General features: G+C 39.4%; 21 protein-coding genes and 1 tRNA gene. 9 read left to right on the top strand and 13 right to left on the bottom strand.

Going from position 1 to position 21888, the window contains the following annotated elements; genetic code table 11:
* Nucleotides 1-132: 132 nt before the first annotated feature.
* The 10 genes from KI363_RS12500 to KI363_RS12460 all read right to left on the bottom strand — a co-directional run bounded on the left by KI363_RS12500 (nucleotide 133) and on the right by KI363_RS12460 (nucleotide 9629).
* Nucleotides 133-1392, bottom strand: a complete 1260-nt coding sequence (locus tag KI363_RS12500) for an Rpn family recombination-promoting nuclease/putative transposase (RefSeq protein ID WP_246516853.1) — start codon at nucleotides 1390-1392, stop codon at nucleotides 133-135.
* A gap of 134 nt (nucleotides 1393-1526) precedes the next feature.
* Nucleotides 1527-2399 carry an aminoglycoside 6-adenylyltransferase gene (locus tag KI363_RS12495; protein WP_212966505.1) on the bottom strand — a complete coding sequence of 291 codons (873 nt, stop codon included), beginning with the start codon at nucleotides 2397-2399 and terminating at the stop codon, nucleotides 1527-1529.
* A gap of 13 nt (nucleotides 2400-2412) precedes the next feature.
* On the bottom strand, nucleotides 2413-3021 hold the full coding sequence (locus KI363_RS12490) for a P-loop nucleotide/nucleoside kinase family protein (protein WP_212966494.1): 609 nt from the start codon (nucleotides 3019-3021) through the stop codon (nucleotides 2413-2415).
* Nucleotides 3018-3140 carry a hypothetical protein gene (locus KI363_RS22245; protein WP_281414120.1) on the bottom strand — a complete coding sequence of 41 codons (123 nt, stop codon included), beginning with the start codon at nucleotides 3138-3140 and terminating at the stop codon, nucleotides 3018-3020. The genes KI363_RS12490 and KI363_RS22245 overlap by 4 nt, the downstream gene beginning before the upstream one ends.
* Nucleotides 3141-3961: 821 nt before the next feature.
* Complete coding sequence (locus KI363_RS12485) at nucleotides 3962-4414, bottom strand: hypothetical protein (RefSeq protein ID WP_212966493.1); 453 nt, start codon at nucleotides 4412-4414, stop codon at nucleotides 3962-3964.
* Between the two features lie 240 nt (nucleotides 4415-4654).
* A complete protein-coding gene (locus KI363_RS12480; protein WP_158321309.1) occupies nucleotides 4655-5350 on the bottom strand; it encodes a hypothetical protein in 696 nt (231 codons plus the stop codon).
* 17 nt (nucleotides 5351-5367) lie between these two features.
* Nucleotides 5368-7338 carry a PrsW family glutamic-type intramembrane protease gene (locus KI363_RS12475; protein ID WP_212966492.1) on the bottom strand — a complete coding sequence of 657 codons (1971 nt, stop codon included), beginning with the start codon at nucleotides 7336-7338 and terminating at the stop codon, nucleotides 5368-5370.
* A gap of 138 nt (nucleotides 7339-7476) precedes the next feature.
* Complete coding sequence (locus KI363_RS12470; protein ID WP_158321311.1) at nucleotides 7477-7989, bottom strand: GNAT family N-acetyltransferase; 513 nt, start codon at nucleotides 7987-7989, stop codon at nucleotides 7477-7479.
* Between the two features lie 26 nt (nucleotides 7990-8015).
* Nucleotides 8016-8726, bottom strand: coding sequence for an EcsC family protein (locus KI363_RS12465; protein WP_158321312.1), 711 nt, complete (start codon nucleotides 8724-8726; stop codon nucleotides 8016-8018).
* 228 nt (nucleotides 8727-8954) lie between these two features.
* Nucleotides 8955-9629, bottom strand: coding sequence for an adenine nucleotide alpha hydrolase family protein (locus tag KI363_RS12460; RefSeq protein WP_158321313.1), 675 nt, complete (start codon nucleotides 9627-9629; stop codon nucleotides 8955-8957).
* A 390-nt stretch (nucleotides 9630-10019) separates the two neighbouring features.
* Here KI363_RS12460 and KI363_RS12455 point away from each other — a divergent pair, with 390 nt between their 5' ends.
* From KI363_RS12455 to KI363_RS12425, 7 genes are all read left to right on the top strand, one after another.
* Nucleotides 10020-12431: a Na+/H+ antiporter subunit A gene (locus KI363_RS12455; protein ID WP_212966491.1), complete on the top strand. Its 2412-nt coding sequence runs from the start codon at nucleotides 10020-10022 to the stop codon at nucleotides 12429-12431.
* Nucleotides 12418-12840: a Na(+)/H(+) antiporter subunit B gene (locus tag KI363_RS12450; RefSeq protein ID WP_158321315.1), complete on the top strand. Its 423-nt coding sequence runs from the start codon at nucleotides 12418-12420 to the stop codon at nucleotides 12838-12840. Before KI363_RS12455 ends, KI363_RS12450 begins: the two co-directional genes overlap by 14 nt.
* Before the next feature lie 3 nt (nucleotides 12841-12843).
* Nucleotides 12844-13182 (top strand): Na(+)/H(+) antiporter subunit C, encoded by a 339-nt coding sequence (locus KI363_RS12445; RefSeq protein ID WP_158321316.1) that lies wholly within the window; start codon nucleotides 12844-12846, stop codon nucleotides 13180-13182.
* A complete protein-coding gene (locus KI363_RS12440; protein WP_212966490.1) occupies nucleotides 13175-14662 on the top strand; it encodes a Na+/H+ antiporter subunit D in 1488 nt (495 codons plus the stop codon). Before KI363_RS12445 ends, KI363_RS12440 begins: the two co-directional genes overlap by 8 nt.
* Before the next feature lie 658 nt (nucleotides 14663-15320).
* Nucleotides 15321-15803: a Na+/H+ antiporter subunit E gene (locus tag KI363_RS12435; RefSeq protein ID WP_212966489.1), complete on the top strand. Its 483-nt coding sequence runs from the start codon at nucleotides 15321-15323 to the stop codon at nucleotides 15801-15803.
* Nucleotides 15803-16087, top strand: coding sequence for a Na(+)/H(+) antiporter subunit F1 (locus tag KI363_RS12430; RefSeq protein ID WP_158321319.1), 285 nt, complete (start codon nucleotides 15803-15805; stop codon nucleotides 16085-16087). Before KI363_RS12435 ends, KI363_RS12430 begins: the two co-directional genes overlap by 1 nt.
* On the top strand, nucleotides 16065-16421 hold the full coding sequence (locus KI363_RS12425; RefSeq protein WP_212966488.1) for a Na+/H+ antiporter subunit G: 357 nt from the start codon (nucleotides 16065-16067) through the stop codon (nucleotides 16419-16421). Before KI363_RS12430 ends, KI363_RS12425 begins: the two co-directional genes overlap by 23 nt.
* Before the next feature lie 45 nt (nucleotides 16422-16466).
* Here KI363_RS12425 and KI363_RS12420 read toward each other — a convergent pair whose 3' ends face one another.
* The 3 genes from KI363_RS12420 to KI363_RS12410 form a co-directional block, all read right to left on the bottom strand.
* Entirely contained in the window at nucleotides 16467-17276 is an 810-nt protein-coding gene (locus tag KI363_RS12420) for a patatin-like phospholipase family protein (RefSeq protein ID WP_212966487.1), read from the bottom strand.
* A gap of 475 nt (nucleotides 17277-17751) precedes the next feature.
* Nucleotides 17752-19434, bottom strand: coding sequence for a hypothetical protein (locus KI363_RS12415; RefSeq protein ID WP_212966486.1), 1683 nt, complete (start codon nucleotides 19432-19434; stop codon nucleotides 17752-17754).
* A gap of 127 nt (nucleotides 19435-19561) precedes the next feature.
* Complete coding sequence (locus KI363_RS12410; protein ID WP_212966485.1) at nucleotides 19562-20512, bottom strand: hypothetical protein; 951 nt, start codon at nucleotides 20510-20512, stop codon at nucleotides 19562-19564.
* A gap of 279 nt (nucleotides 20513-20791) precedes the next feature.
* Here KI363_RS12410 and KI363_RS12405 point away from each other — a divergent pair, with 279 nt between their 5' ends.
* Nucleotides 20792-21691, top strand: a complete 900-nt coding sequence (locus KI363_RS12405) for an EamA family transporter (protein WP_158321324.1) — start codon at nucleotides 20792-20794, stop codon at nucleotides 21689-21691.
* 122 nt (nucleotides 21692-21813) lie between these two features.
* Nucleotides 21814-21886 (top strand) — tRNA-Thr (locus KI363_RS12400).
* Nucleotides 21887-21888 lie beyond the last annotated feature (2 nt).

Raw genomic sequence — 21888 nt, 5'->3', positions numbered from 1 at the left:
CCTCTTTCCATCATTTATGAATTCAATATTTGATATGCAGCTTAATGATGGTAAACAGTATGAAATAGCAGATAGTGTGTTAAAGTTAATGGCTCTAGCTCCTACTGCTAATCCACTGATTAAAGTTTCACATTATGAATTATTCATTTCACGCTGCAACTCCATAATTTCTTCCTTTCGAAAACCGGTTGATTCAACAATCAAATCAACTTTCACGCCTGCTTTTAGAAGTCGGATGGCAATTTCCATTTTTGCTTGAATTTCTTTTTGTTTTGCTTCTTTTTCCTTCTGTTCCACCTCTTTTGCCTTCCGCTCTACTTCTTTTGTTTTTTGTGTGATCGCGTTTTCCCTTTGTTCCAAGTTTCTCGCTTTCTTAAGATTTCGCTCTTCCGCTTCTCGATTTCGCTCTTCTGCTACTCGATTCCGTTCTTCTGCTACTCGATTCCGTTCTTCTGCTACTCGATTCCGTTCTTCTACTTTCCGGTTTCGTTCTTCCGCCTCTCGATTCTTTTGTTCCCATTTATCCATTTTTGTGCGGTAAGCTTCCTCATCCAAAATATGTTTTAGTCTGCTTTCATAAGCACGTACTTCTTCTTCCGTCATGCTTAGCTCTTCCCAACCTTCAAATGCGGAGTACAATATTTTATCATCCATCGCAATCACCTCCAACTCTTTATAAATATCTTCATAGACTTTCCCATTGCGGTGATCTACAATACCAAGCAACAATAGCCATCTCACCAATAGATCATTCCACGGATCCAATTGATCTTCTTTCCAATCCCTTAATAGCTTTGGCATTTCAATATAATGAAATTCCATCGTATTTGTTAGCTTAAATATTTCTTGATCCTCATATAAGTGATACATCGTGTGATAACGATCGGTTTGATCCAACATTGTATAATTAAGAATGTTAATCGAAATAACCGGTCTTAATTCGTCATAATCCATATTCTTCTTTAGCGTTTCTGTATATAATCTTGACCAGTAAAATAGTGAGCGATTAATCATATTGTATTTGTTTGAAAATTGAATTTCTACATTAATACGTTCATCATGCTCGGTCACGACCAGAATGTCTAATCTTGATAATTTATCGTCCACATACTCTCTACCGATTTCAGTATTCAAAAAAGCAATATCTTTGATTTGACCTCTGCCCGCCTTCTGCAAAAATGCATTCAAAAACACAATCATCAAGTGTTTGTTTTTTTCACTTCCAAAAAGTTGCTTAAATGCATAATCAATCTTCAAATCCATTAATTTCCCTAGTGGTATTCGTTTGAGTAGTTTTGGGCTGGGTTGTCTCTTGTTGTAATTAGTAGAATCTTCGTGGATGAGTGTCGTATATACAGTCGTTCCTTCACATAATGGTTTAGCCAAAGCCACATAAACACGTCCTTTGTATTTTTGTGGGGACTTTTCAAGGTGAATGTCTAATGATAGAATAGCAGATCATAGACAAAGGAACAAATGTTTCGAACTGAATTTTCAATCATTTATTCATTCACCTTCCCTTCCAGCTAATACATGGCTTTGGCATCCTTTGGCAAGGACCGGACATGGTGTAAATGAGCCGTTACCTTTGCATCCTCTACTTCTGAATATACAAAGTTAAAATGATCGGCGACCTGTCTAGCAGATTTGCGGAATAAGTTCCCCATTGTAAAAAGAGCTTTCCACATATTTTCATACTTGCCATCTGGATACGTTCGTATAAATTCATTCCACGTTTCCTCATCAAGATAATCTTTAAAATACTTTCCGCTTTTTCCCGCACTAAGTGAAAATCCAGTAGCTACACCAATTTTCCATTCCAGCATCTTCATAAGCATATTCCTGACGGGGATATCCATCATTTCTTTTGCATAGGAAAGTTCTTCACGCCAGAGTCCTTTAGCGACATAAGTGCTCACCCACCAAAATTCATTACAACAATCGGCAAACTGCTTGGCTGTGGGCGGTTGAATCCAATAATCCCGATCGTTTGCAGGGGGAAAAGGCTGAATCAAATCGTCTTTATCCAGTAAGATGATACTTAAACTATCACTGCCTATGAGTTCATCCACCTTTTCTTCGGGAATGAGAGTTAAATCAATCCTGTTCCCGTCCGTAAATTGCATTAAATAAACAAACACCCCATTATCATCAGGAGGAATTAGAGACATGTCCTCGGGCATTTGCATAATCATCATCTCACCAAATCGATCGACCCATCGATGATCTTTCGTAAAAGAAGCCAGTTCCCGCACCACATACACAATATCATAATCTTGAAAACAATCTTTCGGTGCCTTTGGATTGGTCCGTGATCCATTCATAATGACAGCACGTATGCGCTCATCCGCTTGGGCGGTACCGATAATCAGATCCATCATTTCTTCTTCCGTCCTCATTTTCAATTTTGTCTCATCCTTTCACTTGCTTGACGATCCCTATTTCCTTTGCTGTCACAGCAAGGCGATCTAGTTTTTTTCTCCATCTGCTTCGATGATCAGGCTTTAGCTCGATCCCTGATAGTCCGGCAATTGTTTCCACTACTTCCTCAATCGACAAATTATCCGTTTGGATATGTTTCTTGAACAAGCTATTTTCCAAGCTTTGAAGTCTATCCTTCATTTGTTGATAAGCCCATGAATTCTTCCCTTCCCAGCGTTTTGATAGACGTTTTTGAATGGTTGATTTAGAGGCTACCAATGTAAAATGGGCAACCCTAATCCCATCTTCTCTTAATCTCCCAATGATCTCGTCAAAATATTTTTCATTCGTTAATGTCATCGGAACAATGATTATTCCGTCATAATCCTCCGCGGTCTGTTTTAATAAACGGTAATTGGCCTCTCGCCATAACGAATAATCTTGAAAATCATCCTTCGCAATCTCTTTTGGCACATTGGCCATCAACACATAGCCGAATCTCTCCGGATCATACACAAAAGCCTTATTGATTCTTCTTTGCAGTTCATAGGCTGCGGTCGTTTTCCCACTACCAAATGTACCGTTAATCCAAATAATCACCGAACTTCCGCCTCAAATGTCGTGATTTCATCGGGAGCACTATCGCCATTGATCGACTGTCCAATCCATTTTGTAAGATCATAAAGTTCTGCACAAAGCTTTCCATAATGACTAAACATCTAATCTACCTTCTTCCATATATACGTTCCCTAAAGTCCTTACAAACAGCTCATTTAGTTCATTGACGTATTGCTTTATATCTTCATCACTGTTCTTTCGTATTTTCGTGCATCCAAACACCTTCTGGATCTATATTTTTGCTGTTCCTTCGCATTTTTGTGCATCCAAACTCACTTTGGATCTACGTTTTTGCTGCTCCTTCGCGTTTTTGTACATCCAAACACACTTTGGATCTACATTTTTGCTGTTCCTTCGCGTTTTCGTACATCCAAACACACTTTGGATCTATATTTTTGCTGTTCCTTCGCATTTTTGTGCATCCAAACTCACTTTGGATCTACATTTTTGCTGTTCCTTCGCATTTTTGTGCATCCAAACTCACTTTGGATCTACGTTTTTGCTGTTCCTTCGCGTTTTCGTACATCCAAACACACTTTGGATCTACGTTTTTGCTGTTCCTTCGCATTTTTGTGCATCCAAACTCACTTTGGATCTACGTTTTTGCTGTTCCTTCGCGTTTTCGTACATCCAAACACACTTTGGATCTACGTTTTTGCTGCTCCTTCGCGTTTTTGTACATCCAAACACACTTTGGATCTACATTTTTGCTGTTCCTTCGCGTTTTCGTACATCCAAACACACTTTGGATCTACGTTTTTGCTGTATGTTCCCAATTCCGCGGCATTCCTTCATTCTTTGCAACCATCTACGCGTTCTCTACTTTCCCTGGGATTAGAATATTATATACTTTTAAATATTCTCGAAAAAAGTTAAAATTCCTTTCTAGATAGATGAATGAAGAAAACCATTAAGCGATTGCCTAATGGTTTCCATCTTTTTCTGAAAATTGCTTCGATAAAAATCCTTCGTTTCTTTCTGCAAATATGGTTTCCTGCCATTTTTGGTAGGCATAAACAATTGGGACAGTAACGGCAATCATCACAAACAAGCCAAAATTAGACATGTTTTTCATGGAATACAGTCCTAGTTTTTGAAAAATGTAAGGACTGATCACAAAAGCTTGAATCGCATCGATCATCCAATTTGCAATGAGGAATAACCATACATTTGGATATGTAAAGTAAAAAACATAAATGATGGCGACAATCAAAAAACCGTATACAAAAGAAGAAATATTTGTAAGGAAAAACACATTGGCATTGAGATTCCACCAGTTCCATCTTTCCGCCATCTGAAATAGAATCGTATATAAAGCGACCATAAATAACGCCACAGGCATAAACTGTTTGACACGCTTGGAATCTAAGGGCAAAATAACAACCAAGGAGCAACAAGGAGTATCCATGAAACAACTTGACCCATCTGGTAAACCTCCAAATAAAAGTTTATAAAGATAGATTTACCAGTGTGTCAAGAAATATCCATTCTTATTTTTACCTTGAATTCTTGAAATGGGATTTTACTGCAAGTTAAGGCGGGATAAATGAACAAACTCCATTTTGATTTCTCATTTAAAATGGAGTGATTTGGTTACCGGCAAACCGCCGTGGGATTAAATTTGTGTTAACACATATACCAACGGATCCGTCATTTCCATTGTCCCAAAAAAGTAAAGCTGATTGGCCAAGAAAAGCTCATAATATCGGTTAGGTGAAGGCTCCGGGTTCCCCCTTAATCCAATCCGTATTTGTGCAGGGGCGTCTTTAACTAGATCAAACTGAAATCCTTCAGATAATTGCATCAGGAAAGTCATGGGGGCCTCACCGTTATAAGTCGCTGGCGCTTCATCCTCTAAAAGCCATGTTGGTTGCCCTCCAACTTTATTCATTTCATCATTTTTCGTGGTTGGCTCAAGAAGCCAACGTCTAAACAGAATTTTCTCTTCATAATCCTCTCGAGGCTTTATAGCATCTTTCGTACGGAATACCTCTAATTTAAAATGGCGTTGATAATTTTTTAAAAAGTCCTTTGGAATATCTGCCCCTTTTAAAGGAACTTGCAGCATTTCTGGAATCTGTTCTTCTTCATCCGCACAACTTGTACATTGGAATACAGCCATTGAGAACCCTTGCCATGAATGCCCTTCTGGAAAGGCGATTTGAAAAAAGAAAGTCTGTTCAGCTCCGCATAATTGGCAATGGGGAATATCTAGGTCTTCTGGAATTCTCGGCTGACCGCCAATAAAAGAAAGATCATTTTCTTTTTGTATTTGCTCTGAATCATCTAGTTTCAATGCATAGCCTGACATCTGATCCTCTCCTTCGCTTATGGATTCGGAAAAACACGCGTAATCGTTTCTCCATTTACTCTTACTTGATACAAAATTTCATAAGGCCTTGTAGAACCAGCCGCATACTTAGGAACAATCCGAACAAATACATTCTTCCCTGCTTTTACCTCTTCGGCAACCAATTTTTCAAAGGCTCGAAAAGCCCCTCTGTTTACCCGGCTATTTTGTGGGAAAAGATTTCCGGAGCTCATATTACCAAGTCCACCAAGTCTATTTCCAATGGCATGGCCCGCATCATCTGTCATCTTACCAAGTTGTCTTACGTAATCACGTGCTGCTTGATTTGTTACTGTACCAGTATTTAAATGATGTTTTTCAATCTTGGCAAAAACAGAACGGAGCTCACCATTTGCCCCGATCGATGTTCGATAAGTTAAGCCTCCAGCTGTGGTTAATTCCAACCTCTCGATCCCTTTAGGCGCTTTCAATATTTTTTTGGAAATAATCTTTCCAAATGGTAGTCGACTCATCCCAATGGTAAGTAAAGAAGCTGCTGCATATTCAGGGGTCATCAGCTTTTTAGGATTTCGAATGATATCTGCAAGCTCTTTACCACTTGAGGCAAGCCCGATTCCCGTTGAAACAGCGATCAAAGCAGGCCAGACACCAAGGAATGGAACGACTAAGGTAAAGGCACCAGCAAAAATCGCTCCTTTTTCCCATCCGGATAAGCGATCCCACCAGTTTTGCAAATTATCAAATAAACAAGCAAAGCATGACTCATATCCAAATGACACTTGATTCCAGGCAAAATAATAGAAAACAATCATGATAGAAGCTAGGAGAACAAGTAGTACTTCAAAGTATTTTAGCGTATTCTCTTTTAAAACGGGAAGTCGCTCTTCCGTAGCTTCCTTATTCCCATACAGTAAAGTTAAAGCAAGTTCTCTTCTTTCTCGATAAAAATGCAGATAATAACCATATTGCTGTCTGCTTTTAACTAAAGAGATCAATAGACTCCATATTTCTGTAATGGGATTGATCATCTTCTCGTGTGGTAACGTCGGAAGCTTATCTCGCACCCGATTAAAATCCGCATAATCAATCAATAAAGCAATGGCTAACATAATTAAAAACCATGTTTTCGTTTGGTAACCACTTCCTAGTAAACCATGAAAGGCTCTAATCCAATCCGGAAACTGGTAGCTACCATTCCACAAAGCATGGTCCAATATGGCAACAAATAGACAGAAACCCGGCACAATAAATATATAATTCCTAAGTTTTTTTCTAAATCTTATAGCAAAGCCAATTCCAAGCGTAATCATCGCTGTTAACAGAGCATGGCTAGCTGTCATTTGCGTTGGGAAGTAACTTTCCTCCATATAGCCAGGAAAAAGTGTAAAGAAATCCCAGTGAAGGACATTCCCTCCTAATAAAGTAAACCCATACATATTACCGGCTGCAATTCTCCTCACAAACTCCTCTATGAGCTGAAAGCCTGCACCTGTTGCTGCCCCAATTAAAGCATAATCTGTGAGACTGAGAGAAGTAGCTCGTCGAGACAAATACAAATAAACAGCAAGCGGTAGTAACTTCAGAAGTTCCTCCATAATAGGAGTTAAGATGGACATGCTCCAAAAGTCAGATGCTGAGCCGCCAAATAACTTTGTAATAAGTAAAACAACAACCGCCGTCAATGGGACGACAAACCAGGCACCCGCGAGGAAAAAATGAGTGTATTGCTTCCAGGTTAGCGTTTTACTTCGACAAAGAAGCCAGAATTGCACGATCACGTAAAAGGACCATAGGAACTGGACAGTCATTGTTCGCGAATCCTTTAAGAAGGAGAGACTAACAATGAAGGAGAGAACAAGAATCCACGATACAATCATGTATAAATAAGTGATGATCGGATACTTACCAACCAAAGTTTGCCAAGTGGTTTGGACTGTTTCTAAAGCAGCTCTAATTCCATGACGAAACTTCCCCATCGTCTTTAACATGTATCCGCCTCCTTATCACGAAACAACTATTTTGGCTTCATGCTACACGAATAGATCAAAATTTAACATAGGTAGAATGTTGTAAATCCAGTGGGTCGATGTTTTAATATTCGACAAAATCTGTTGCGTGCCAGACACCTATAAAGTTTTCGTCAAATACAAGGCTAGATCATCATCCACTTGCACTTGATCGCCACGTTTTAATTGTTTTCCATTTTGGGAGATTCCACGCCCGTCTGGCAAATAACCTCTTCTAACATATAAGCGTTGAGCAGCACCATAATCTTCTATAAGCCCAAAGCCAATCCCAATAGTAAAATGTGTATCTGCGACCATTTTTTCCGCTTCATCCAGCAATTTTGTCGCGATCCCCTTATTTTGATAATCGATCAATACATTTAAATCAACAATTTCCGGAATGTCCATTTCTAAAAATGGCGGATAGGTAGATTGCCATTTTATTGTGACGTAACCTGCAAACTGGTTGAGGTATTCGGCCACAAGAATGATTCTTTCACCTTTGTCTTGCTCTCGAGCATATTGTTCAAATTGGGAGGCTGGTTTATCCCATCCTTGCTCTTTAAAGGCCGTTTCGATGATTTTAAAGTCATCTTTAGTCAATAGACGGATCGATATAGGATGTTTGTTCATTATTCTTACCTTCTTTTCTCTTGATTTCAATAATCTAATAACCGCATACGATAAGCGTTCATCGCTGTTTCTCCAAGCTGATCAAGGAGATTATAATTGGCATAGGCACCTACAACAGCACCAATTCCAGGAATTAATTGAAACATTTTCACCAAATCAATATGATCTCGATATTCCTGTTGAAAAACGCGCCAGTCCATATCAAGGAGCTCTCGTCTTTTCAACTCCCAATTTTTAATCGTCGCAAAAGTTTCCTTTCGTTTCTCATCACTAGAAAATGCAAGTTGGAAGACATGGAGGATGAATAGCCGTTCTTCATATTTATTTGTGTCAAACCCATAAATGGTAGCTACTTCAAATAAAAACTTCATTTTGATCGACAACAAAAGAGGAAAATCCGCTAATCCAAGCAAAATACCGCCTGCACCTGTACCCGCTCCCTCGACCACAGCTGTTTTTCGATAGGTAGAGAGCTTCTGCTTCAATTTTTTGTCTTGTTCATAAAGATTGACCTCCATGGACTCCCCTCTCTTTGTTGTCACATTGGAGCCAGCAAGCGTGGCTTTCACCATATTTTTGATACTTTCAGTGATCACGTTATGGACTTTTTCCGGAATCAAGCTGTTCACTTTTGTTTGCGTGGTTTTCGACATTCGATTTAACAGGCTCGATCGTCTTAATATTTTTCTCTGCCACAGGATCAGTTCATCTCTCACTTTATCTTCATATTCTGCCAAGCACAACACATCCCTTTATGTTTTATAAAATTTTAATTAGCATGCTTTTGCACTAGAACTGCTTATAACGAAGTATACGGACGTTCTTTTAAAAAAGATTCATTTTGACTAAAACCATATTTGTGTCGCTCAAATTTTCAAGGGCTATAAGCCCCATACTTTTTAGTCAATCTTGCCCTATAGGAAAAGGGCCATTTCAAAAGATTTATACCCTTTTGAAACAGCCCTTTATTTCGAACAAGCCGGAAGCTTTTCTGGTTCCATAATTTGATTATCAGTTACATGAATCTGACAGGTTTTTCCGCTCACAACAATTTTAAAAACCCCTGTATTAAAGTCTGTGCCAATTTCTTTATAGAAAATTCCTTCAAAACAAGATCGTTTAGACAAGGTGAAGCTTAATTGATAACCGCCGTTTTCATCCTTCACTAGAAAACAGCGAACACCTTTTTCATAAATCGCATCTTCTTCGCTTTTAATTGTTCGGTCAACCGAAACGATATGCAGGTCAACAAAACTAAGCTCTCTTAGTAAAACATTCACAAAAGATCCTTTGGTAATTTCCTCCCAGCGATTTTGCGCTGTCTCACCAATGATAATTTGGGTCACATTATAATGATAAGCCACATCTGCAATGACCTTCGCTGATGGACGTTTTTCATTATCCCGTAAAATAAATTCTTCGGCACCTAATTCATCTGCTAATTCCTTCCACCGTTCCACATAGTCTGACTTTTCCGCGTCAAATTCATCAAATGGACGGGGATCTACCGTCAATATATAGAAAGGACAATTTAACATATTCGCTATTTTGGAGCCGCGCCTAATAAGACGTTCCCCATTCGGACCGTAATAAACACAGACAAGAATACACTCATCCATACGACCCTTTACTCTTTTCATGAGTTATTTCACCTCTTCATATACTTTTCACAATCTAAAACAAATTTTAGTATTGATACAATATAACACCTTTTCAAGAAGAAAACGAGGTCCAAGTAAAAAAACTTTACTTATTTTAAAATCATCTGAAGTGCGTTCGAAATTTGTTTCGTGTATACTATTGTATATAGTATACACATTAAGAATGAAATGTATATGGGGCGAATCGTCCATTGAAAATATTTAAAAGAAACGGCTCTCGATGTCCCCTTTAGGTTATCTCATTCATTCGGTTTGTAGTCTTGCTTCAGATTACCGCAGTCAATCCCTATCATTTCCATCGGTTTACTATCTTTAAAAGAAGATTGCATTTATCCAACATAGAGACGAAACAGATTGGAGGTTACATTTTTGTTATCAATCAACGTAACATTGATAATCCCCTTTTTAGTTGCAGCATTCTTACCTTTCCTTGCTAAAAAAAAGCTTCCTTTTCACATTGGATGGCTCGTCCTTGCTGTTCCCATTTTTCTATTTATGATTATAGCTAGTTATATTCCTTCTGTTGCGAAAGGGGAAACGTACCTACAGACAATAGATTGGATTCCTTCCTATGGCATTCACTTTACGACTTATCTAGATGGCCTTAGCATGATTATGGGGCTATTAATTACAGGGATTGGAAGCTTGGTCATCCTCTATTCCATTTATTATTTATCAGCAAAGGAATCCCTTCACACTTTCTATGTGTATTTACTTTTATTTATGTCTGCCATGCTGGGAGTAGTGTTTTCAGAAAATTTATTTGTTTTATATGTGTTTTGGGAATTGACAAGTATTTCGTCCTTCCTGTTAATCGCCTTTTGGTATCATCGAAAAGGTTCTAGAAATGGGGCTCAGAAGGCGTTCTTGATTACCGTTAGCGGCGGATTTTCTATGCTAACTGGTTTTATCATGCTCTATTCCATGACTGCTTCAGCAAGCATTCGTGAGATTATTACATCTATTGATCAGTATGCAGGGCATCCTTTATTTGTACCGGCTTTAGTATTGATTTTAATTGGTGCTTTTACTAAATCTGCTCAATTTCCATTCCACATCTGGCTGCCTGATGCGATGGAAGCTCCAACTCCGGTTAGTGCTTATTTGCATTCAGCCACAATGGTCAAGGCAGGGATTTATTTAGTGGCCCGTTTTACTCCTATATTTGGCGGAGAAGCATTGTGGTTCTGGTTGGTCAGTTGCGTTGGACTTATCACGATGTTCTGGGGATCTTTCCGAGCCATCAGGCAAACAGATTTAAAAGCATTGCTTGCTTTTTCCACTGTTAGTCAGCTCGGTTTAATTATGAGCCTCCTTGGTTTAGGATCTATCGCCTATCATTTAGGTGTGCAAGAGGAATCCGTGCTCTTTACATTAGCTACTTTCGCAGCCCTGTTTCATCTAATGAATCACTCTACCTTCAAAGGTGCGCTTTTCATGATTGTTGGAATCGTGGACCATCAATTGGGAACGCGGGATATCCGCCGACTTGGTGGGTTAATGTCCTTTATGCCGGTTTCCTTTACAGTCGCTTTAGCTGGGAGTTTCTCTATGGCTGGATTACCGCCTTTTAATGGCTTTTTAAGTAAAGAAATGTTCTTCACATCTGTCCTTAATATTCATCAGCTTGATCTATATTCCTTGGACACATGGGGCTTTCTTTTTCCAATCATTGCCTGGATCGGCAGCATTTTGACCTTTGTCTATTGTATGATCTTTGTCTTTAAAACTTTTACAGGAACCTATCAGGCAAAAAAGCTTGAACATGAGGCCCATGAGGCCCCAATAGGAATGTTAATTGCGCCTGTGATTTTAGCTATTTTGGTGATTGGTATTTTCTTTTTCCCTAATATTATAGGAGAGTATTTAATCACTCCAGCTATGAATAGTGTGTTTCCAACCTTTACGCCAACACTTGATTTAAGTCAGGATATTTCTCCCTGGCACGGATGGACAATGGAAATTGGGATGACGGTCGGTGTTGTGATCCTCGGCACACTCTTATATATCTTCTTCCAAAAATGGAAGGGAGTTTATTCATTATTTTCACAAAAGTGGAGTTTTAATACTTTATATGACAGTCTATTGGAAAATTCAGAAGCTCTCTCCAAAACATTAACAAAGTTTTACATGACAGGATATTTGCGGGATTATTTAGTTTATATCCTTCTCTTTCTGGTTGTGGTAACAGGTGGAATTTTCTTTTACACAGACGCCTTTTCATTTGATATGTCAGGAGATGCACCCATTCAGGTCTATGAATGGATCGTTGTACTTGTCATGACGATTGCGGGGATTTCTATCTTATTTGCCAAATCTCGCGTTACAGCGATTCTATTGAATAGTGTACTTGGTTATATGGTCGCTATTCTATTTGTTGTATTTCGTGCACCTGATCTGGCTCTAACTCAGCTTGTTGTCGAAACAATCTCAACGGTCTTATTCTTACTCTGCTATTATTTCCTACCAGAATGGAAAAAAGAAAAGACCGAACGAAAAACGAAAATCACAAACATGCTCATCTCATTTTCGGTAGGGAGCCTATTCATCCTTGTCGCTTTAGCCGTGAATAGTGAAAATTTATTTGCAACCATCTCCCGTTATTTTGAGGGAGCTTATGAGCTTACGGGTGGGAAAAATATTGTGAACGTGATTTTAGGGGATTTTAGGGCCTTCGATACAATGCTTGAAGTTGTCGTCCTCTTCATTGCTGGAATTGGTGTCTATAGCCTAATTAAACGAAGTGCTGTTAAGGGGGAGGAAAAGCTTGAAGATCAATGATGTCATTTTACAAACGGTCGCGAAAGTTGTTGTGTTTATAATATTGACACTTGCCGTTTACCTTTTTCTATCAGGCCATAATAGTCCGGGAGGCGGCTTTATCGGTGGACTCGTTCTGGCGGCTGCCGTTGTCTTACTTTGTCTTGCCTTTGATATTGAAACAATTCAAAAAGGGATTCCATTTGATTTTAAATTAATAGCAGCGTTAGGCGCCTTCATCGCTGTCACAACTGGTGTAGGAGCCTTACTATTTGGTGCCCCTTTTTTAAAACAGGTCTTTCATTCCTTTCACCTCCCTCTTCTTGGAGAGACAGAGCTTACAACCGTGACGATATTTGAGGCCGGGGTTGCCTTAGTCGTTGTTGGGGTCGTTGTGACCATTATTTCAAGTATTAGTAAGGATGTGTAGTTAATGGAAACGTTAATGATCGTTCTGGCAGGGGTATTAGTTATGATCGCCACCTATTTATTCCTTTCCAAAAATTTAATTCGTGTGATCCTAGGATCCGCCATCCTATCCCATGCCGCTCATTTGCTTATTATGACAATGGGAGGGCTCAAAACGGGAAGTGTCCCCATTATTGGGGAAAAGCCTATCGCCTATACAGACGCTCTTCCCCAAGCCCTCATCTTAACATCGATCGTGATCGGATTTGCTGTGACAGCTTTGTTCCTTGTTTTAGCTTATCGGACGTACCGTAAGCTAGGTACTGATAATCTCGATCAATTAAGAGGGATTCGTGATGAATAATATCGTTGTTTTACCAATGGTCATCCCGATTCTAACAGGCATTCTATTAATTTTCTTGCGGCAACATATTCGAATGCAAAAATGGCTTAGTATGGGATCCATGATCTTGACCATTGGGATAAGTATCTATTTATTAAATCAAATTCAATCGGAGGGAATTCTCAGATTGGATTTTGGAGGTTGGAAACCGCCTTTCGGGATTCTTTTTGTCGCAGATTCCTTCTCGATGCTGCTTGTATTGACGTCTTCCATCGTTTCAGCTGTCTGCTTATTATATGCTTTTTACTCAGTTGGAGAAAAATTGGAAAAGTTATTTATTTATCCTTTTATCTTTTTTATGATTGCAGGCGTGCACGGCTCTTTTTTAACAGGGGACCTTTTTAACCTTTATGTATGTTTTGAAGTCATGTTGTTGGCCTCCTACATACTTGCTGCCATTGGAGGAACAAAAAAGCAACTAAGAGAATCGATTAAATATATTGCGATCAATGTCTTATCCTCTTGGCTGTTTTTGGTGGCGATCGCCTATCTATATGGAACATTGGGTACACTGAATATGGCCCATTTATCATACAGAATTGCAGAAGTTGGCCAAACGCCGATTTTAACTGTCATTAGCATTTTATTTCTCGTTGTCTTTAGCTTAAAAGCGGGATTATTGCTTTACTTTTGGCTTCCAGGATCCTATAGTGCTCCTCCTACAGCGATTGCTGCGTTATTTGGAGCCTTACTTACGAAGGTGGGTATCTATTCTCTATTTCGAATCTTTACCTTACTATTTTACCATGAGCCGATGATTACCCACACAATCATCGGTGTGATGGCAGGTCTCACGTTAATAGCTGGTAGTATTGGCGCGATCGCTTTTAAAGATCTTCGCCAAATTATTTCTTTTAACGTCGTCATTGCTGTTGGATTTATACTAGTAGGACTAGCTGTGTCGACACCAGAGGCGGTGGAAGGGTCCATCTATTACCTCATTCACGATATGATTGTGAAAGGATTATTGTTCTTGTTAGGGGGAACCATCATTGCTTTAACGGGAACGGCTAGAATGGATAGAATGAGTGGGCTTATAGGGAATTACCCTTTACTAGGCTGGCTATTTTTCATTGTCACACTATCATTAGCAGGTGTTCCGCCACTAAGTGGATTCATTGGAAAAATATTGGTCGGAAAAGGTGCCATTGATACTGGCCATTATATCCTTACAGCTCTCACGATTATTTCTAGTATCTTTGTTCTATATTCCCTACTGCGTGTTTTTCTTAATAGCTTTTGGGGGGAAACCATTATTCAGATTGAAGATGAAATGCCGTTAAGAAAAGGGTGGATCATTCCTTGCGTTCTTCTAACAATCGGTACAATCGGACTAGGATTCGGAACAGAATACCTTTCTCCATATGTACGTGATGCAGCTCACACATTAATGAATCCACATATTTATATAGAGGCGATATTTGAAGGAAAAATTCCATAGAGAGAACAAAAGCGCAAGCACCCGTTTAGCGACGTACAAACTTTTTAGGGGCCTGACGAGATAAAGGAAACACGATGAGCCCGAAGGGTGAATCGATGTTGACTTATCGTAGGAAGGCACCGAAAGTTTGCTAGTCGCTGGGCGCTGGAGCTGGATGTCAAACCGCAACGTAAACAGTTATCCACAAGCGACAAATTTTATAATTTCCTTAACCAGAACAAAAGCGCAAGCGCCTGTTCAGCGACGTACAAACTTTTATACCAAGGATGAACGGCTAAAGACGCGCCGTCCTGGCGGCAGACTCAATCGCGACGTCCTGTCGCTTCGTCTGCACTAGTACATCCTTGTACGTCGCAACGCCGTTCTGACCAACATCCTGTTGGCCTGAGATAAAGGAAACACGGTGAGCCACGAAAAGCGGAAGGCGGTTGTTCAGGGGCGACAAGCAAATGTTCTGGAATCCTGGAAGGGCGTTCTTTCCCTTCCAGGATTCCAGGTTATTTGACCTCGAGCCCCTACCGCCTGCAGCTAGACATTGAAGGACGAACCGATGTTGACTTACGCAAGCAGGCACCGAAAGTTTGCTAGTCGCTGGGCGCTGGAGCTGGACCCAATACTAGCCAAGTTTATACTTTCTTTAAAAAAGAGGTGAAGCAATATGCCCACTCAATTTATTATGAATTTATTTATTGCCTTTCTTTGGATGGTACTCACGGATGAAGATGAATTTAGGCTTTCTACATTTTTTGCGGGATATCTAGTAGGAATTCTCATTGTCTTTCTCATGCAACGTTTTTTTAAAAAGCAATTTTATTTGCAACGAATTTATTACGTTGTAAAACTAATCTTTATTTTTAATTCTGAATTATTCCAATCAGCCTTTCTTGTTATGAAGCATATTTTAAGTCCAAAAATTGATATCCAGCCAGGGATCTTTACCTATAAAACGGAGTTGAAAAGTGATTGGGAAGTCACCACCCTTTCGATGCTCCTCACTTTGACACCCGGTTCTGTTGTCATGGAGATCTCTCCAGAAGGAGATACACTTTATATACATGCTTTAGATATTGAAAGATATAAGGATTTTCTTTTACGCTCCTTAGGGAAATTTGAAAAAGCCATCATGGAGGTGACACGGTAATGATTAAAATCATGTTAATTACCACTCTCTCTTTATTCGGAATCGCCATTGCCATTGCCCTGTATCGGATTATGAAAGGTCCTTCGATTCCTGATCGAGTGATTGCCCTTGATATGATCGGTGTGAATCTCATTGCCGTCATAGCTGTCATATCCATTGCGCTTAAAACGAAGGCCTTTTTAGAGGTAATCCTCGTTCTGGGGATTCTATCCTTTATCAGCACGATTGCCTTTTCAAAATTCATTGTTAGAGGTGTTATCATTGAACGGAAACGAGATAAGTGAATTTATAACGGTTTTCCTTATGTTGATTGGAAGTATCATTAGCGTGATTAGTGCTGTTGGCATCATTCGGTTTCCAGATGTCTATACCCGTTCTCATGCCGCCACAAAAAGCTCCACCTTAGCAGTCCTTCTCACTTTGGTAGGGGCATTTCTTTATTTTTTTTTCACAGAATCTCTAGTCAGTGTTCGCTTGATTTTGGGGATTGTCTTTGTCTTTCTAACGTCTCCGGTTGCCGGTCATCTGATCATTCGAGCTGCCTATCGTTCCAATGTCAAATTAGCCGATTCTACTGTTGAAGATGAGTTAAAGGACGCTCTTCATCAAGAAGATTGAGTACCACCCCATTTTTCTTATGAAAATGGGGTGGTATCTTTAATATTAACCTTGCATTTTATTCAACCAATCCTCCATATAAATTACATTTTCCCTGTTGGTTTTATTTTCATAATGGCGCAATACTTTCTTTGTTTCATGTTGTCCCAATGCAATCGAGCGGGACAAGGATTTAATTTCAAATCTACCAATATCTTGTAAATCAATATCAATTAAAAGATCTGCATACTGCTCTAAACAACGATCCGTATTTTTTTGGCTTGCTATATCAATATAGCGATTCACAACCGATAATAGATTAGTCGGATAATGTGGGTTTGTACTACGTACTCTGACAGAGGTTACATTTTCAGCTCCCATTTTACGAACAATATCAGCTGGATTATTATTTAAAATATAGCCATCCACCAGTAATTGATCATTTATTTCAACCGGGGAAAATATCCCGGGGATCGCAATGCTCGCCCGCATGGCCAGAGCCACTTCACCTGAATCAATCACAACCATTTCCCCTGTAATTAAATCGACACAAATAACAGCAAAGGGAATACCTAAATCTGAAAAATGCCTGCCTTCTGTCCACTTTAATAAACTTTGATAAATCCGATCTCCTTTTAGCATTCCTTTCCGATTAAGAGCAAAATCAAGATAGCGGCGAATGGATAATTGCTGAACCATACTTCTCATCATTTCCGGTTGAATTCCGCAGGCATATAGCCCACCCACAACGGCCCCAGCACTAGTGCCTGCAATATGTGTAATGGTAATTCCTTGATCAACTAGTTCTTTTAAAGCACCAATATGAGCCACCCCTCGTAAAGAACCTCCTCCTAGTGAAAGCCCCGTATGCTTCAACTCTCTTCTCCTCCCTTTTTCATTCTTGACACATTCTTTTTTCTAAGAGTTACTTTTTTATATGTAATCAACCCTATAATGGCGATTTCGAGCACAATCACAATATAGCCATAGGTTTTAGTAGATTCAGAATACTCCCTAGTCCAACACTTCCTCCCGAAATAAGGATCTTCCATTTGTGTTTAGTGTAGAACATTTTATTCTTTATTTCACTAAATTGTTCCCCAACCGGAATCCCGGTTACCCAAATCCTATTTCTGGCACATGATTTCATACATTTAATTGGCCCTTGATTGCAGCTGATGTTGATTTATCGTAGGAAGGCACCAAAAGTTTGCTAGTCGCTGGGGACTGGAGCCGGACGTCAAACCTTCCTGTTAGAACTTACCCACAAGCTAGGATTTTATAGTACGCCAAAACATAAAAAAAACGCTTCAAAAGTGTCTGGCACTTAAGAAACGGCTAGTTTCCTGCTTTAAGACTGGATAAACGGTTTATCCTCATAATGAGCAACATTTTTATGCATTTGTTGCTGGAAGAGATCATACTGAACCCAGCTAAGCGGAAATTTCAATGTAAGTTCATGGTGCTTATTGTAAATCAAAACATGTTTTTGATTATATTCGACTTTCTCTATATTTCGCAATCCGATACTATTTTGCTTAGCTCCCCTCTTCACAACCAGTTGATCCCCGATAATTAAGACCTTTCTTTTCTTATTTCGTTGTACTTGAATAAAGGAGAACGAACAAGCTAGGCCAATGACAATTAAGATGTTTAATATAGGAAAGTTAAATAAATAATAGGAAAATCTGATCGCAAATGGGACGATGACTGCTATTGCAAACCAAGCACCTGTACTCAATTTTGGTGAACTTTCATAAAACACATGTTGGTCAAGAACATTCATTAGCTTCTTTTTTCCATCAAGGAATGCTTGTTTATGTTCCTCTATGCTTAAGGAGTCAAATTCCACAAAGTCTGTATAAGTCTCATCCCAGATAGCCCCTTGCGGATCCTCGCTTTCCAACGAATAGCCACCCGCCCAACCAACATAATCTATATTGTTCATCTGGAAGCGAATAAAATAATAACGCACAAGTCGCCTTTGGACATTTTCAGCATCCAGCTGATCCACAATCTGAATCTCTTCGGGATATTGAAAATTCCCTTCTTCGTCAGGATCCCCAACCATGGTATTAAAAAATCTTGTTTTGGCTAAATGAGGTTGGACCTCTTCCTGGATCGGATATAAATGCTGCAAATTTCGCTCAAGTAATTTCCAGTAAAGCAATTCAGCACTTTCAATGTGATTGGCTGTTTCGACTAGTATCCCCTGTTCATAAGGCAGACTCTTGGATAGGCAAATAATTAAGGCGTCAGTCCTTATAATGGGATCCTTGAAATGCAAAGCCCGCCGTAATTCCTTCTCGACCTCGGGAGAAAAATAATACATCATTAAGTTAATGAATAATCTCAATCTATTTCTAATTAATAAGTAACTGTCTTTCCATGCCATATAGACGAATTTCGTTGAATAGTCTGAATCATACTTTAAATAATCTTCTAAAACGGTTTGATAATCTTCCAATAAGATGGGAAGAAGCTTCTCTTCTTTATAACCCGGATCCAATCCAGATTCATTAATCGATGAGATCAAAGAATAATACATGAATTTATACGGCTCTGTATGAATTTTATCAAAGGTTTTGTTTAAAATATTTCTTGCTAAAACAGGATAAGCCCTCAGTTCTCTAATCGATCTGAAAAGCTTGTCTGATTGGATTAACTGAACCATCTTTTCTTCAAGAAAATAAAATGCCTTTTGATCTTCTGTAGATAGTAAGAATTCAATGGCCCGTTCCTTAGCAAGTAGATCCAATCTCTCGAAATTTTCCATGAGAGACTCCATAATTTGTGGCATTCGAAAATCACAAACGAAATCAATCAAATAGTAAGAAGGATTATCCCAATGATCCACACGCTTTGGAAACTTTGCGGTCGCCGCTTTAATACAGTCCAAAAGCACCTCAATTTGTACCTGAAGGTCATCCTGCTGCTTATATTGATACAGATCATCAAGTGCCTCATATCTCTTTTTAGGATCCGCACTTTTGAGCTGCCTTAAAATATTGCGCAATTTTAATTCAACCTTCAATTTTCCCACCCTGTTCTTCACATTTCTCTTCTATGTCTATATACAGCCCATGTCCCTATTGTAAACTTTCTAGGTAGCGCGGAAAACCAGCCCTTTGTCCTATTCGCAGAAAAAAGCTTATGATGGATTAAGACATAATAATGTCTTGTTCTTGAATATCTAATTGTTTTAATTGATGGTTGATTTCATCTTCTTTACGTGCAAGTTGGTCGCGAACCCGTCTGACGTCTTGTAGAATCCCATTCAGATTTTTCTTAGCATCGGTGATCCGAGTATGAACCATCCAGTCTGAAAAAATATTGTCAAAAAAGATATCCGTCATCGCCAGCAGATCGTTTTGCTGAATGGTCATCGAATCGGTCGCCACATTTTGGATATCCATTAATTCTGTTTTAAAATGCCGTAATGCTCTTTGGGCTCTATGAATCAAATCATCTGAGCTATTCACTTCCGAATATTTCAAAGCGGAGACAATCAGTCCACCACCCAAAAAGGTATCCCACATCGATAATCCTTCCGCCGATCCAAGTTTATCCAAAGCGGCATCAAGGGCGCGAATCGCTTTATTTCCGGCCTCATGTGCTTCCCCAATCTCCCGCAACAATGATCTCAATGTCACGCGTTCATCGGCTATTTTTTGCAAGGTTGTGCTAGCAATCGAATCATTTTGACGAATCCAAGCCTCTTTTTCTTTTAAAAACTCATCCCATTCCTCATCAACATACGCAAATTCAGGATTCTGATATTCTTTACGTAAGCGCTCTGTCTCCGCCTGTATATCAAGGTAGGTCTTTTCAGCTTCATGATACTTTAACTCAGCCTCTGCTACTTCAGCCATTTCTTTTTCCATTTTTTCATCCCATTTGCCCGTCCACTGATTGATTTTATTCATAAAAGAAAATTTCCCAAGCGCCAACACATCTTGTTGTTCTTTTGTTAATTGTGTATGAAGTCGGTCCCGATTCCTCTTAGCTTCCTTCAGTTGTGTTTCTGCCCCTTCCAAACGTCGTCTAATCCGATTTCGCTCATTTCGAAGCATCGTCAATTCCATTTGCCGTTCCTGTATTCTTCGTTCCATGCAAAAACACCTCCATATATAAACATACGGGGAAAAGGGATGGGAGGATTCACTTTGAAGAGTAAGATTTTTTGAAAAGTCCAGTCATCTTAACATGAAATAAATATAGGGCGACTCTATCAAATAAAAACATAGTAAACTGGGATTTCCCGGTCACCCACCCTACATAGAACCCGATTGAATGAATCAACAAAAATCCAAGGTTGCCAGGTATCTTCCTTTTTTTCAGAGGGATGTTTATAATGAATGTTGGTTGCTATTTTTTAGGGGGTAATTTGGATGAAGGCATGGCATTATGCACTCCTCGTTTTTTTCGGTGGGTGTTGTTATGGCATTTTATCGACATTTGTTAAATTGGCCTATGCTTCTGGGTTTACGATGGCAGAGGTTTCAGGAAGCCAATATTTATTTGGAACGATTTTTATTTGGGGGCTAACTCTTTTCATAAAGAAAAATAAGATCAGCTTTAAACAATTCATTAAGATTGTGGTGTCCGGAATTCCAATGGGACTAACGGGGATCTTTTATTATAAATCTTTACAAACAGTGGATGCTTCCCTCGCCATCATTTTCCTCTTCCAATTTGTATGGATCGGAACAGTGCTGGAGTGGATTTTTTATAAAACAAAACCAAACAAGAACAAGCTAATTTCCATTGTCATTCTGCTTGTTGGTTCTGTCCTGGCTACGGGGTTACTGGTTGGAGGAAGTAAAAGTATTTCTTGGGCTGGATTTGGCTGGGGGATGCTTGCTGCCTGCTCATTTTCCGCCTTTATATTAGTTAGCGGGGCTGTTGGAAATCAACTTCATCCTATTTTTAAAAGCGCCCTACTCTCAACTGGCGCTTTATGTACGGTGATGATTCTGCTTCCGCCGGTTTTTATTTTGGATAGCTCCGTCTTCCTTGGCTTGGCTCCTTATGGACTATTACTTGGCTTCTTTGGAGTAATGTTGCCACCATTATTATTTTCGATTGGTATGCCTCATGTCGGACCAGGGCTCGGGACGATCTTGTCCGCATCTGAACTTCCTGTGGCCGTCATTTTGTCAACAGTTGTGTTACGAGAAAATGTTACGCTCCTACAATGGTTTGGCGTCATCTGTGTGCTGGCTGGTATCTTTATTGGGCAAGCCTCGTTTATTTTGAAAAAGAGACAAGTGCCGATGATCAATCAATAAACTGCTGTTGCAGAATTCTAGTTTTCAACCTGCTAAACCACTAATTGGAGAATATAACCAATCCTGCTTTTTTGTTGAAATTTAGGTGAAAAAGGATTATTATTTTTAATGTAATATTGAATGCTGGCGTAGCACAGTTGGTAGTGCACGTCACTCGTAATGACGGGGTCGGAGGTTCGAGTCCTCTCGCCAGCATT

This window comes from Lederbergia ruris (assembly GCF_018332955.1).
GTDB classification, from domain to species: Bacteria; Bacillota; Bacilli; order Bacillales; family Bacillaceae_C; genus Lederbergia; species Lederbergia ruris.
The sequence above is the reverse complement of the archived record's forward strand: the minus strand, read 5'-3'. Positions and strand labels throughout refer to the sequence as shown.

Excerpts from the sequence above, each read along its gene's own strand:
- KI363_RS12405 (WP_158321324.1), top strand. The coding sequence starts at position 20,792 with ATGAAGGCATGGCATTATGCACTCCTCGTTTTTTTCGGTGGGTGTTGT.
- KI363_RS12440 (WP_212966490.1), top strand. The coding sequence starts at position 13,175 with ATGAATAATATCGTTGTTTTACCAATGGTCATCCCGATTCTAACAGGC.
- KI363_RS12430 (WP_158321319.1), top strand. The coding sequence starts at position 15,803 with ATGATTAAAATCATGTTAATTACCACTCTCTCTTTATTCGGAATCGCC.
- KI363_RS22245 (WP_281414120.1), bottom strand. The coding sequence starts at position 3,140 with ATGTTTAGTCATTATGGAAAGCTTTGTGCAGAACTTTATGATCTTACA.
- KI363_RS12460 (WP_158321313.1), bottom strand. The coding sequence starts at position 9,629 with ATGAAAAGAGTAAAGGGTCGTATGGATGAGTGTATTCTTGTCTGTGTT.
- KI363_RS12475 (WP_212966492.1), bottom strand. The coding sequence starts at position 7,338 with ATGTTAAAGACGATGGGGAAGTTTCGTCATGGAATTAGAGCTGCTTTA.
- KI363_RS12435 (WP_212966489.1), top strand. The coding sequence starts at position 15,321 with ATGCCCACTCAATTTATTATGAATTTATTTATTGCCTTTCTTTGGATG.
- KI363_RS12495 (WP_212966505.1), bottom strand. The coding sequence starts at position 2,399 with ATGAGGACGGAAGAAGAAATGATGGATCTGATTATCGGTACCGCCCAA.
- KI363_RS12480 (WP_158321309.1), bottom strand. The coding sequence starts at position 5,350 with ATGTCAGGCTATGCATTGAAACTAGATGATTCAGAGCAAATACAAAAA.
- KI363_RS12410 (WP_212966485.1), bottom strand. The coding sequence starts at position 20,512 with ATGGAACGAAGAATACAGGAACGGCAAATGGAATTGACGATGCTTCGA.
- KI363_RS12470 (WP_158321311.1), bottom strand. The coding sequence starts at position 7,989 with ATGAACAAACATCCTATATCGATCCGTCTATTGACTAAAGATGACTTT.
- KI363_RS12445 (WP_158321316.1), top strand. The coding sequence starts at position 12,844 with ATGGAAACGTTAATGATCGTTCTGGCAGGGGTATTAGTTATGATCGCC.